Source organism: Anoxybacillus flavithermus, from assembly GCF_002742685.1.
Lineage (GTDB): Bacteria > Bacillota > Bacilli > Bacillales > Anoxybacillaceae > Anoxybacillus > Anoxybacillus flavithermus_E.
This window is the reverse complement of sequence record NZ_PEDM01000029.1, coordinates 1-12469: the sequence shown is the minus strand read 5'-3', so window position 1 is coordinate 12469 and position 12469 is coordinate 1. Positions and strand designations below refer to the sequence as shown.

Genomic DNA, 12469 nt, shown 5'->3' with positions numbered 1-12469 from the left:
CCTTTTCTTTCTTTTTTTCTTCAAACAACGCATAATAAAGGAAAGGAGGGAAAATAATGAATATTTTAATTGCTGGAGGAACAGGATTTGTCGGTAAGGCATTAACAGCATATTTTACACGAAACGGACATCATATGTATATATTAACGCGAAATGCACAAAAACGGGAGAATGATCCGTATATTCATTATGTACAATGGCTAACAGCTGACGCAAATCCTCATGAACAACTCCCTTCCATTGATGTGGTCATAAACTTAGCTGGTGAATCAATTAATAGTGGGCGATGGAACGAAACGAGAAAACACGCGATTATGGAAAGTCGATTACAAGCAACACATGCCATATATGAGCTTATTGCACAAATGAACAAAAAACCGAGCGTTGTCATTCAAGCAAGCGCAATCGGAATTTACGGTACATGGCTCAATGAAACATTTACCGAACGTCACGAAACAATCGGGATTGATTTTTTAGCTCAAACCGTGAAACGATGGGAAGAAGCTGGGCGACGCATTGAATCATTGGGCGTGCGTACGGTATTTATGCGCTTTGGTATTATTTTAGGGAAAAGTGGCGGAGCACTTCCACGCATCGTTCTTCCTTACAAATGGTTTATTGGTGGAACGATCGGAAGCGGAAAACAATGGATGTCATGGGTACATATCGATGACGTCATTGGCGCAATTGATTTTGCCATCCGACATGAAGACATATCCGGCCCAATCAACGTCACTGCCCCACATCCTGTGACGATGGAGCAGTTCGGAAAAACGATCGCAAACATATTACACCGCCCACATTGGCTCCCTGTTCCATCCTTTGCGCTCAAAGTATTGCTAGGGGAAATGAGCATGCTTGTATTGGAAGGGCAACGTGTCATCCCAGAAAAATTACTTCAAGCAGGATATCATTTTTCATTTCCAACTGTTGATCGAGCATTAGCGAACATACTACAATCGTGACGAATACACTATAAGAAAACATAAAGGGGATTGACATGGGAAGCAAACTATTAAAACAAGGTACAGTATATCCGATTACATCTCCTCCGATGAAAGGGGCAGATGTACGTATTGAAAACGGGAAAATTACAGAAATTGGATATAATCTTCCCGTAGATGAGCAAACAGAAGTAATGGATGTCTCAGGAAAATACATCTTTCCTGGTTTTATCGACGTTCATACACACCTTGGTTTATATGATGAAGGAACAGGATGGGCGGGCAACGACGCAAACGAAACAATTGAAACGATGACCCCACATGTACGTGCCATTGATAGCGTATACCCGCTCGATCCTGGCTTTCGCGATGCAATCGAACACGGGATTACAACGGTTCACATTATGCCTGGAAGCGCAAATGTCATCGGTGGAACAACAGCAGTCATTAAAACACATGGAAAAAACGTTGCAAACATGATCATCAAACAACCAGCTGGCTTGAAAATTGCACTCGGGGAAAATCCGAAACGCATGCATAGTCAAGGGAATAAAGAGTCGCTCACGCGCATGGGCATTATGGGGATGCTTCGTGAAACGTTTTACAACGCTAAATATAGCGATTGGCCACACGATTTTCGCACCATCCCAATCATTCAAGCATTAAATGGTGAAATTCCGATTCGTGTTCATGCCCACCGTGCTGATGACATTTTATCCGCTATTCGTTTAGCCGATGAGTTCGGACTTGATTTACGTATCGAACATTGTACAGAAGGTCACCTCATTGCAGAAGAACTGCAAGGTAGAAACTTGCATGTCTCTGTTGGTCCGACACTCACACGTCGATCGAAAGTAGAGCTTAAAAACAAAAGCTGGAAAACGTATAAAATTTTATCCGATGCAGGTGTTCACGTCTCCATTACGACAGACCATCCGTACACACCGATTCAATATTTACACATTTGCGCTGCGATTGCTGTACGTGAAGGGCTTGATGAACAAAAAGCGCTTGAAGGCATTACGATTTTACCAGCACGCAACTTAGGAGTAGATGACCGTGTCGGCAGCTTAGAGGTTGGAAAAGATGCTGACATTGTTGTTTGGAACTACCATCCATTTCACTATCTCGCAACCCCTATACTCACCATGATAAATGGGGAAATAATATACAAAAAAAATTAATAAAAAAACTATTTATTTTTTACACTGTTTCAAGTATGATATAAAAGGTTATACACGAAATATATACGTTCAAAACTATATATCGATGCGACAGTAAGGGAAGGCAAATGGTGCGCCACCAGCGATGCGCTGGTTCTAGTGGGTTCGATTCCCACCCCGAAATTTTTTGATTTGCATAAATTAAAAAATTTCGAGGGTGGCTCGTTCCCTATGGTCAGCTGCCCTCGTGAGTGGAGGGAGATCTGATGTTAAAAAAACGCGAACTACAAGATTGTCAAGCGTTATACGAGCTTATGGTGCACCCGGACGTCTTCCCTTTCGTGCGCCATAAAGCATATTCATACGAAGAGTTTTTATTTATCACAAAACAAACGATTGAAGCTGAAGAACGCGGTGAACTTATCTCGCGTACCATTTTAGATGAGTGGGGCAATCCGATTGGAACGATTAACTTATTTGACATTGAAGATGGCGCAGGTTTTTTAGGTACATGGCTTGGAAAGCCGTATCATGGAAAAGGATACAATCAACTGGCTAAAGACGCCTTCTTTAACGAACTGTTTTACGAACGTTCCATCAACACAATCTTCATGCGCATTCGCAAAGTCAACGTCCGCTCCACAAAAGCTGCTGAAAAACTTCCTTATGTCACCCTTGCTAATGAAACAAGAAAGCCATTATGGGAAGCCATTAATCAAGGCGAAGACATATATAACTTATATGAAATTTCTAAGGACAACTATACACTATATGCGATGCGCCAACAAAAACTTGACGATGAACAACAATTAAAAGAAGCGTGACCTGTTCTGTGCGAACAGGTTTTTTATTTGGATAATTTTTTATTTTTCTGTTCATAATGTTAACGTGATATTTTATAAAAGTGAGGGAGATACATATGACTGACAAAAAGAAACGTGAGAAAACGAAAAGTACGCTCTCTAGCGCACAAGAAGTGACATATGCCCGCGACTTTAAGCGTGCAGACCAAGCAGGCGGATTTACTGACAAACACGCCCGACATTAACAACATTCCCCACTCATTTTTTTCGCCATTCGTTGCATGCTAGTAGCGAAATGAGCGAAAAGGAGGTAAGAGTGATGGGTCGTTCACGTGGCCAAAAGGCAAGAGACAAAAACAAATCGAACATGCCACAAGTACCGAAAACGATGAAATCTGATGGATACGATGTAGAGTTTTCTGCCGAATTTGCCGACCATGAAGATTTAGAGGCACAAGCACGCGCTGAAGCAGCTGGCATTCGCCAAAGTAAAAAAAGAAAATCATAAAAGAGAAGGTGTCCCGAAAGTTTTAGGGACATCTTTCCCTTATGAATGCGTACTTCAAACTTTAAACGTAGAAACCGCATCGCGTAGTTTTTCTGCCATTTCAGCTAAAGATGTAGCTGCTGATGTTACTTCTTCACTTGAAGCAAGCTGTTCTTCAGAAGAAGCCGAAATTTCAGCTGTCTGTTCAACGAATCGTTTCGCAATTGATGATACTTCATCCATAGAAACATTCACTTGATGGACGCCTGCTGACATTTGTTCTGAAATCGCTGATAGTTCTTGAATTTGTTCATTCACTTGTTCAATTGAAAGTGAAATTTGCTTAAAAAATGTTCCTGTCTCTTCTACTAATTTTGTTCCTTGTTTCACTTCTTCCGTTCCTTTTTCAACAATGTTGACAACATGACCTGTATTTTGTTGAATCATTTCAATTAATTGTGCAATTTGATTAGCTGATTCCCTAGACTGTTCCGCCAATTTACGCACTTCGTCTGCTACGACGGCAAATCCTTTGCCGTGTTCTCCTGCGCGCGCCGCTTCAATGGCTGCGTTAAGCGCCAATAAGTTCGTTTGCTCAGCAATGCCAACGATAACATCAACAATTTTTCCAATTTGTGTAGATTTTTCGTTTAGTTCTTTAATGACCGCATTCGTTGCATTCGTTGATTCGTTAATCGTATTCATTTGCGTAACAACTTTTTGTAAATACTGTTGTCCGACAGCCGCTTGTTTTGTCGTCTCCGTCGCAGAGTTTGCTACAACGGTAGCCGTTTGAGTCATTCGTTCAATTCCTGCTGCCATCTCACCAATCGCATGCACACTTTCTTCTGCGTGTTTCCCTTGTATTTCTGCTCCTTGTGCTACTTCTTGAATCGCCGTCGTCACTTCTTCTGTCGCTGCGCTTGCTTGTTCTGCGCTTGCCATGAGTTCTTGTGCCGAAGCAGACACATGCTCGGTTGCTGTGCTTACTTGTTGAATGAGCTGTCTTAAGTTATGAGCCATTTGATTAAACGCCTTCGCTAACTCGCCAATTTCATCCTGGTTCGTCACATGAATGTCATCAATCGACAAATCACCGCTCGCAATTTTTTCAGCATGATCCGAAATTTGTCGAACAGGTCTTGCAATTTTTTCGCTAATATACAATCCAATGGAAATACTTACAAAAAAGGCAATACCTATCGTTATAAGCGTCATATACTTCATGTCTTTCGCTTGGTCAGACAATGTTTTACTCATTTGTTGCAAATGCTTCACTTGCGCCGCGCGCGCTTGCTCACCTGCTTCTGTTACTTCGAGCGTAATCGCATTTCCTCGCTCTTTCATAAGGCGTGAAATTTCATCCATCTGACCTTGCTTATAAAACTCTATCGCTTGTTTCGCAATGTCACGATACTCTTGTTCTGCTTTTACTAAACGATCAACTGCTTCCTTTGCTTTATTGTCTAGCTGTAACGACGCAATTTTTTCTTGATTATCTGCAAATTCGTTCGCTCCTTGTTCAAATGCAGTTAAACTGTCAGGTTTTCCGTTAATTAAATATCCCCTTACAGCAATTTGTTCCCGCAGCATCGCATTTTGCATATTTGTCACAAGGTTAATTCGTTCAAATCCTTCTTTCATCGCATTGGAATACTGCTCATCAATTTGTTGTAAACGATTATATGTAAACATACTCACCACAACAAATACTAACAATATCGAAAGAAACGTCGCAACTAATTTCTTTCTTACCGTTAACTTCATCATCATTCCTCCTATGTTTTTAATAAAATAAAAAAAGCTACCTCAATCAAAAAAAATAGTAGAGGCAGCTATAGTTCGACACGTGTCCTAGAGAATAGAACCTTCTTACACTTCATAAGAAGGGCAACTGGCTGGCATATCTATATACATAGACGTAGCCCCTATAGCTTTGCGCCCCACCCTTTCGAGTAGTTTGCCGATTATTCATTTTTTTACATTTTCATTTTATCACAACAACTATGAAAAAAGAAGTGGGTATTTGTGACTAAACAAGCAACATGTTATATCGTCATTATATCGTCATTATATCGTCAATACACAAATCAAAAATTCACCTTTCACAAAAAAATATTTTATGTTCTGAAAATGTGAACGACGCATTCGATCGTATGTTAAAAGGACAAATTAACGGTCGCGTTGTGTTAAAAGTAGATTAAAAAAAGGCGTCCTTGAAGGCGCCTTCTTATTTGATTTCAACTAAAATAGGTAGAGTTATTTCTTCGTCGTATTGATCCGAAACGGAACGTAAAGTGGACAAAATCTCATAAATGCCGTAGCAATAAGAACGATTCCTAAAATGCCAACGTATTTGATATTTCCTTCAAGGAAAAACAATCCTAATAACGCAATTCCTAATATAAAACGAATGATGCGATCAACTGAACCAACATTAGCTTTCATTTTCTTTCCTCCTCTCACCTTTCTATTTTTATCATAGAGAAAAAAAGCGAATTGCTCCGTGATAAAGTCACATTGTCGCAAATTTGTCACATAGTCTTTCTTTATCGACAATCATTACTTTCCCACGGGCAAGTTGAACATACCCTTCTCGCTCAAGTTGTTTTAAAATGCGACTAACAACTTCACGAGCTGTTCCAAGCTCTATCGCAATATGTTCATGCGTCATCTCGATCACATTTGTTTTATTTTTCTCGCATCGGTCGAGTAAAAATTCAATAAGACGCTTATCCATTTTTTCAAATACGATATGCTCAATCATTTGCATCATCGCCATAAAACGATTCATCATCATATCATAAACAAATGTTTGTAGCTGTATGTTTGTTGCCATCATCGTCGCAAACATATCTTTCGGAACGATTATCGCTTCCGCATCTTCTTCCACAATTGCCGTCGCTGGAAAAGGTGAATGCGACAATACGCTTGAAATGGTCAACACACATGACTCTCCGCGACATACGCGATATAAATTTACTTCTTTTCCATTCTCTCCTATTTTTGCAACCCGAATGACGCCCGAAACGATGAATGCTACATGTTCGCACATATCCCCTTCATGAAAAACAACCGTCCCTTTCGAGAGCTCCACTCGTATGTATGAGCTGCCATACAAAAATGAAAACAATACGCCTCCCCCCTTCTTCCCTATATTACAATGGAACAACAGTCTCTTTCCATAAGAAAAGGAACCGTTTTTACTTGGTATACTGATCACTACCAGGCAAATCATCAAACCATGTCGCGTCATCTGGGCAATCAAGAACAAAAAACTTTCCATGATGTCCATATCGACTTTGATGGTATTTTAAATATGCTTTTTTATTCTCGATCGCTAATATTTCAATTTTTCCTGAAGCATGGCTCATGACAAGTTTTACTCGTTTTCCTAATCCTGATGTTTTTGCCTTCGCTTCTTCAACAATGCGATACGCCTCATGAAGTGGAAGAACGAACGATTTATTTCCTGCCACAGGACGATTAATAAAGAAGTAATATGGAGTAATTCCCATCCATGACAATTTATCTAAAAGATGCGCCAGCACATCAGGATCGTCGTTAACTCCTTTTAAAACAGGCGTTTGATTTACAATGATCGCTCCAGCGTCATGCAACGCTTCAAACGCCTTTTTCGCCTCTTTTGTTAATTCACGCGGATGATCGACATGCGCCATTATATATATTCGCTTATCAACAGTTGAAAATTTTCGGATCGTACGTAGCAGTTCTTCATCTTCATAAATTCGCATCGGATGAAATAGAGGCATCTTCGTGCCGATACGGATAATTTGGACGTGTTCAATGTTTCGGAGACGTTCAATAATAGTGGCAAGTTTTTTCGTAGAAAGTGCGAGTGGATCTCCCCCGGTAAGAAGTACATTATTAATATGAGGTGTTTTTTCAATATAATCTATACCTTCACGAACATCGGGTAACACCTCTTTCACATCATCACGAAATAATCGCTTCCGAAAACAGTAACGACAATACGATCCACATACTTCGGAAACGAGCAATAACGCCGTTGTTTCGTATTTATGTTGACAACCCGATACAACGTAGTTACTTTTCTCATCTGAAGCATCCCATGTTCCATATTCATCTAATTCTTCTACCCTCGGTATAACAATACGACGAATCGGGTCATTCGGATCAGACCAATCAATTAAACTTAAATAATAGTCATTTATTCGAAACACATACGTTTGTGCAACTTGTTTTAGTACTTCCTTTTCATGTTCTGAAAGCTGAGAAAGACGATCAATATTTGTTATATACTTTGGTTTATATATATTATCCTTCATCGTCATACTCCTCCTCACATCCAATGACATTTAACACATTTTCTTGCTTAAACTGTAACAATATTTCTTCTTTAATCACATTTCGTAATACGCTATTAACGCTACGGTTCACTTTTAATAAATTATCGATGGCATGCTTCTTCATTTTTCCCTGTTGCAATGCTTCAAGAGCAAATTGAATTTTCTCTCCTTCTGCATTTAAAATGTGGGCTAAACTTAACTCTTCTAAAGCGATTGACATAAGCAATAAATCGAGCGCATCGTCTCGATCAACATGAATTTCCGGTTTGATATGTGGGACATTTGGAAAGCCCATCACTTTCCCCTCCTTTTTTTCACACTTACTTTCATCGTATGACTCATATCTCTTTTTGTTTCAACGAATGACTTGCCTAATCAATAAAATAGCTACAAACATATGTTGTAAAGAAAACAACGAAATAGGAGTGGAGAAATATGATTGTACAATTGCAGAAAGCATCATACATGCCTACAAATGTTTGTTATTTATCAAAACATATATATGAACAGCTCGAACTACAAACAACAACGATGTATCATATCGCATTTGGACAAACGATCGAACGAGCGTATATTCATCCAACAGATGACAATGCATTTATTATCCACAACGCGCTCTTTCCTACCTTTTTATTAGAATATAAACTTCACATATGGAAAACGGACGATACGTTGCACGTCGGTCCAGTCGTGGGAGTGTTTTTAAACACCGCCTATATTGCTGATTTTTCTACCGACTATGTCGAACCATTTATTTATAACCATGCGATCGCAAGCGTACACGCGCATTGTTTAAGCTATTTTTTCAGCATTTTTGATATCAATTGGGATAAACAGATTATCGACGGCTATGTATACGTGAACGGTCAATTCGAACGACGATCACTTCCTTTCCCGCACGTGATGTACGATCGCGGTGCATCATTTCAGTCAGAACAAAAGCCGCTCGTTCAACATATCCGCACAACTATGCGCAATAATCCTAACATGAAGTTTATTAATCAGCTTGATTATTTAGGAAAATGGGAAGTGTATGAACGTTTACGCGATGTCCCTACTATTCGCCACCATTTGCCAGAAACGATTAAATATAAAACATTTACAGACGTTCTAACAATGATCGAGCAACATAACTATATATTCGTCAAATCGTTTTATGGAAGCCGTGCGAGAGAAGTGATGTCAATTAGAAGAAAACGCGATACATTTGAAGTGATGTTCGTTAAAAACAACGAACTAATGATTGAGCAAATGGACATCGAACAGTTAAAAGACCATGTACAATCATTTACAAAACATAAACCTTTTCTTGTGCAACAAGGCGTTTCGCTTATGACGTTTCAACAACGTCCATTCGATATTCGCATACTTGTGTTGAAAAACGGGGAAGGACAGTGGGAACCCATTTACAGCCTCATCAACTTAGCAGAAGAACATTCATCAATTACAACCGTGCGCGACAATCACCAATATGACTTCAAAACAATTTACCCTTCACTTTGTGAAACATATCGTACCGTTCCGACTATTACACATTTGCATACGTTTGCTAAACACGTCTGTGAAGCGATTGAAAAAAAGTTCGGGTATTTTGCTGAAATTGGTTTAGATGTAGGAATTGATGAGACAGGACATATGTGGCTTATTGAGGCGAATTCGAAGCCCGAAAAGTACCCCGGTCCAGGTCTCCCGTTGTACGCGAATCATCCTTCGCGCTCTTTTACGACAACGCTCGACTATGCGACATATATCGCTATGCCACAAAAACAACAATGGACTGTTACTTTAAAACAAGGAAGCCATCGCCATATCACAATACCAAAACATATGCACGAAAAGTTAATGAATTCCGAGCATACGCATGTAAAAATCGGCGCATTTTCTTTTATAGGAAAATGTGAAATAAACGATTTTACCGATATCGTTGAACTCCCTGCACATGTGTTTGAACAGTTTGACGGGCTACTCGATATGGAAACAAACGTAGAAATCAAAGGTAATGTGATTCGTCTCGGACCTGTCGTAGCGATGTTTATTAGCAACGGACAAATCCGAAAATTGAAACGGCAACAACCGAAATTTCGCCAAACGGAATACACACTCGCAAATAAAAAAGCGAAAACGATTCTTTACTTTTTCTCCGTTCACGATGTCAACTTCATTCATCAAAAAATTTACGGAACATTTTTTCATGAACAAGAAAACATATGGAAACAACGGGCCTTCCCGCTCCCTGACGTATTATACGATCGCGGCGGCGGCGTTTTACAAAAACAAATGGTGCAATCAGACTACATTCGCCAACAACTACAAGCAGTCAACGGCATGAAAAAAATCAATCCACAACATTATTTTGATAAGTGGGACACACATAAAAAGCTGCAAAAAATAATAGACATGCAACCGTATTTACCAAAAGCGATGATTTATAAAAATATAAAAACCGTTCAACATATGTTTGACTTATACGATACACTTTATTTAAAAGACTGTCATGGCAGCAACGGACGAGGTGTCGTTCGCATTGTGAAACATGATAAACAACATTTCACATATAGCTATGTGAAAGACCGCCAGTTATATGAAACAAGTGTCGAAAATTGGGATACACTTCATGAAGCACTTGCTGCTTTTTTTGGACATAAAAAAATTATCGTCCAACAAGCAATTGATGTCATCACATGGAACGAAAGAAATATCGACTTGCGCGCTACCGTGCAACGAACACCAAACGGAAACCTCGATATTACATCATATCCCGTTCGCGTTGGCGGTCACCGCTCCCCGATTACTAGTTCACAAACCGGATCGGAAATTTACCGTTTCGAATATTTCTTCAAAACATACTTTCACTACACCGACGAACAAATCGAAACATGGAAACGAACAATAGACGAATTTTTACTTACGTGCTACAAAAGCATTGAGCGCGTATACGGAACGTTTGGTGAAATCGGCATCGACTTTGCGATCGATAAACAAGGAAAACTATGGTTTATCGAATGTAATGCAAAGCCTGGATTCGATTGTATGTATAAGTCCTATGATCGCGAAACAATTGAACGAACGTTTTTCAATCCACTCGCATACGCGAAACATATCGCGGGATTTTAAAAAGCTCAAGCACCACTTGAGCTTTTTTACGTCCCACAAAACGTCCGATACGGCCGATCAGATGGTTCTGGGGGTTTAGCATATTCTTCTTGTTCTTTCGTGTACGCATACGGACGTTTCAACACGTAAAGCAATCGTTCCATAACCGTATTATCTCCACGTTCAACCGCTGCCGCGAGCGCTTCTTCCACGCGGTAGTTGCGCGGAATAATTGCAGGGTTATTTTGACGCATCCGTTCGTACACTTCTTCTTTTGTCATATCTTGACGGGCGATTCTTTTTTGCCAACGTGTATACCAGTCGCAAAGCTCTTTTTCGCAAAAATGCCATTCATCTAATGTCAACGCCCGAAACGTATTCGTATAATCGGCGCGATAGGTGTACATCAAATGAAGTAACTCCCCAATAAGCTTTTTATCTTCCGCTTCTTCCGTACAAAGCCCAAGTTTAGCGCGCATCCCTTGTAGCCAATACGTTTCATACAGCGTTGGAAATTGAGCGATCGCTTCTTGCGCAAGTTCGATTGCTTTTTCCTCTTTTTCGTGTAAAAGCGGTAGTAAACTTTCTGCAAAACGGGCGATGTTCCACCCAGCAATGTACGGCTGATTTCCATACGCATACCGCCCTTGCGTGTCAATGGAACTAAATACTGTCGTCGGATCATACACGTCCATAAACGCACACGGTCCATAATCAATCGTCTCGCCGCTAATCGTCATATTATCGGTGTTCATTACCCCATGAACAAATCCAACCAATTGCCATTTTGCAACAAGCTCTGCCTGCTTTTTCATCACTTCTTCAAGGAAAAAAAGATAGCGGTTTGGCGCATGTTCACCGTTCGGATAATGCCGCTTTATCGCATAATCCGCTAACGCCTGTAACTCCTCTTTTGATAAAAAACGCGCCGCATATTGAAACGTTCCAACACGTAAATGGCTCGCTGCCACACGCGTCAAAATCGCTCCCGGAAGTTCCTTGTCACGGATGACGACTTCCCCTGTCGTCACGACCGCTAAACTTCTAGTCGTCGGAATACGAAGCGCATGCATCGCCTCGCTAATGATATACTCACGAAGCATCGGCCCAAGCGCCGCACGTCCATCTCCCCCGCGCGAATACGGCGTCCGCCCCGACCCTTTCAGTTGAATATCAACCCGCTCTCCGTTTGGCGTCACATGCTCCCCAAGCAAAATGGCGCGCCCATCGCCAAGCATATTAAAATGGCCAAACTGATGCCCGGCATACGCCTGCGCTAACGGTTCCGCCCCTTCCGGAATACGATTTCCCGCAAACACCGCCACTCCTTCTTCGCCCGCTAACGCCTCCGCACATAACCCAAGCTCATCCGCAAGCGAACGATTAAGCACAACCAGCTTTGGATCACTGACAGGCGTCGGACGTATTTTCGTAAAAAATCGCTCGGGTAAACGAGCATAGCTATTGTCAAAATTCCAGTTGGCGTTCAATATATTTCCTCCTTTCAACTTTATCATATACTTTTCTCGACGACACAAACATCATTCCTGCTTTAGAAAACAGAATACCCCCCTTCCATTTTCAACATAATAATATATACATCCAAATTGACATTTTAACCTCTGATTCACGCAGTACACCCGATGCG

The 12469-nt window shown here is 40.6% G+C and carries 12 protein-coding genes and 1 riboswitch; of the genes, 6 read left to right on the top strand and 6 right to left on the bottom strand.

Annotation, left to right across the window (positions count from 1 at the left end):
• The first annotated feature begins 56 nt into the window (after positions 1 to 56).
• From CS060_RS11185 to CS060_RS11165, 5 genes are all read left to right on the top strand, one after another.
• Positions 57 to 965, top strand: a complete 909-nt coding sequence (locus CS060_RS11185; RefSeq protein ID WP_035048397.1) for a TIGR01777 family oxidoreductase — start codon at positions 57 to 59, stop codon at positions 963 to 965.
• Between the two features lie 35 nt (positions 966 to 1000).
• Positions 1001 to 2128 (top strand): amidohydrolase, encoded by a 1128-nt coding sequence (locus CS060_RS11180; protein WP_035048399.1) that lies wholly within the window; start codon positions 1001 to 1003, stop codon positions 2126 to 2128.
• Positions 2129 to 2373: 245 nt separating this feature from the next.
• Positions 2374 to 2931, top strand: a complete 558-nt coding sequence (locus CS060_RS11175) for a GNAT family N-acetyltransferase (RefSeq protein WP_035048401.1) — start codon at positions 2374 to 2376, stop codon at positions 2929 to 2931.
• A gap of 95 nt (positions 2932 to 3026) precedes the next feature.
• Positions 3027 to 3155: a YfhE family protein gene (locus CS060_RS11170; RefSeq protein ID WP_072242748.1), complete on the top strand. Its 129-nt coding sequence runs from the start codon at positions 3027 to 3029 to the stop codon at positions 3153 to 3155.
• A 74-nt stretch (positions 3156 to 3229) separates the two neighbouring features.
• On the top strand, positions 3230 to 3418 hold the full coding sequence (locus CS060_RS11165; protein WP_099668967.1) for a YfhD family protein: 189 nt from the start codon (positions 3230 to 3232) through the stop codon (positions 3416 to 3418).
• A 54-nt stretch (positions 3419 to 3472) separates the two neighbouring features.
• Here the strand turns inward: CS060_RS11165 and CS060_RS11160 are convergent, their stop codons facing one another.
• From CS060_RS11160 to CS060_RS11140, 5 genes are all read right to left on the bottom strand, one after another.
• Entirely contained in the window at positions 3473 to 5164 is a 1692-nt protein-coding gene (locus CS060_RS11160; protein ID WP_035048405.1) for a methyl-accepting chemotaxis protein, read from the bottom strand.
• 119 nt (positions 5165 to 5283) lie between these two features.
• Positions 5284 to 5372, bottom strand: a riboswitch (cyclic di-GMP riboswitch).
• A 284-nt stretch (positions 5373 to 5656) separates the two neighbouring features.
• Entirely contained in the window at positions 5657 to 5845 is a 189-nt protein-coding gene (locus CS060_RS11155; protein WP_035048407.1) for a YgaP family membrane protein, read from the bottom strand.
• 67 nt (positions 5846 to 5912) lie between these two features.
• Positions 5913 to 6530: a Crp/Fnr family transcriptional regulator gene (locus CS060_RS11150; protein WP_035048980.1), complete on the bottom strand. Its 618-nt coding sequence runs from the start codon at positions 6528 to 6530 to the stop codon at positions 5913 to 5915.
• A 70-nt stretch (positions 6531 to 6600) separates the two neighbouring features.
• Positions 6601 to 7695, bottom strand: coding sequence for a KamA family radical SAM protein (locus CS060_RS11145; protein ID WP_035048987.1), 1095 nt, complete (start codon positions 7693 to 7695; stop codon positions 6601 to 6603).
• A 1-nt stretch (position 7696) separates the two neighbouring features.
• On the bottom strand, positions 7697 to 8023 hold the full coding sequence (locus CS060_RS11140) for an alpha-helical endospore appendage domain-containing protein (RefSeq protein ID WP_035048978.1): 327 nt from the start codon (positions 8021 to 8023) through the stop codon (positions 7697 to 7699).
• Positions 8024 to 8163: 140 nt separating this feature from the next.
• Between CS060_RS11140 and CS060_RS11135 the strand changes: the two genes are divergently transcribed.
• On the top strand, positions 8164 to 10842 hold the full coding sequence (locus tag CS060_RS11135; protein ID WP_035048976.1) for a YheC/YheD family endospore coat-associated protein: 2679 nt from the start codon (positions 8164 to 8166) through the stop codon (positions 10840 to 10842).
• A 26-nt stretch (positions 10843 to 10868) separates the two neighbouring features.
• Here CS060_RS11135 and CS060_RS11130 read toward each other — a convergent pair whose 3' ends face one another.
• Positions 10869 to 12311, bottom strand: a complete 1443-nt coding sequence (locus CS060_RS11130) for a protein adenylyltransferase SelO (protein WP_035048974.1) — start codon at positions 12309 to 12311, stop codon at positions 10869 to 10871.
• Positions 12312 to 12469 lie beyond the last annotated feature (158 nt).

Excerpts from the sequence above, each read along its gene's own strand:
- CS060_RS11155 (WP_035048407.1), bottom strand. The coding sequence starts at position 5,845 with ATGAAAGCTAATGTTGGTTCAGTTGATCGCATCATTCGTTTTATATTA.
- CS060_RS11170 (WP_072242748.1), top strand. The coding sequence starts at position 3,027 with ATGACTGACAAAAAGAAACGTGAGAAAACGAAAAGTACGCTCTCTAGC.
- CS060_RS11180 (WP_035048399.1), top strand. The coding sequence starts at position 1,001 with ATGGGAAGCAAACTATTAAAACAAGGTACAGTATATCCGATTACATCT.
- CS060_RS11140 (WP_035048978.1), bottom strand. The coding sequence starts at position 8,023 with ATGGGCTTTCCAAATGTCCCACATATCAAACCGGAAATTCATGTTGAT.
- CS060_RS11165 (WP_099668967.1), top strand. The coding sequence starts at position 3,230 with ATGGGTCGTTCACGTGGCCAAAAGGCAAGAGACAAAAACAAATCGAAC.
- CS060_RS11185 (WP_035048397.1), top strand. The coding sequence starts at position 57 with ATGAATATTTTAATTGCTGGAGGAACAGGATTTGTCGGTAAGGCATTA.
- CS060_RS11135 (WP_035048976.1), top strand. The coding sequence starts at position 8,164 with ATGATTGTACAATTGCAGAAAGCATCATACATGCCTACAAATGTTTGT.
- CS060_RS11160 (WP_035048405.1), bottom strand. The coding sequence starts at position 5,164 with ATGAAGTTAACGGTAAGAAAGAAATTAGTTGCGACGTTTCTTTCGATA.
- CS060_RS11175 (WP_035048401.1), top strand. The coding sequence starts at position 2,374 with ATGTTAAAAAAACGCGAACTACAAGATTGTCAAGCGTTATACGAGCTT.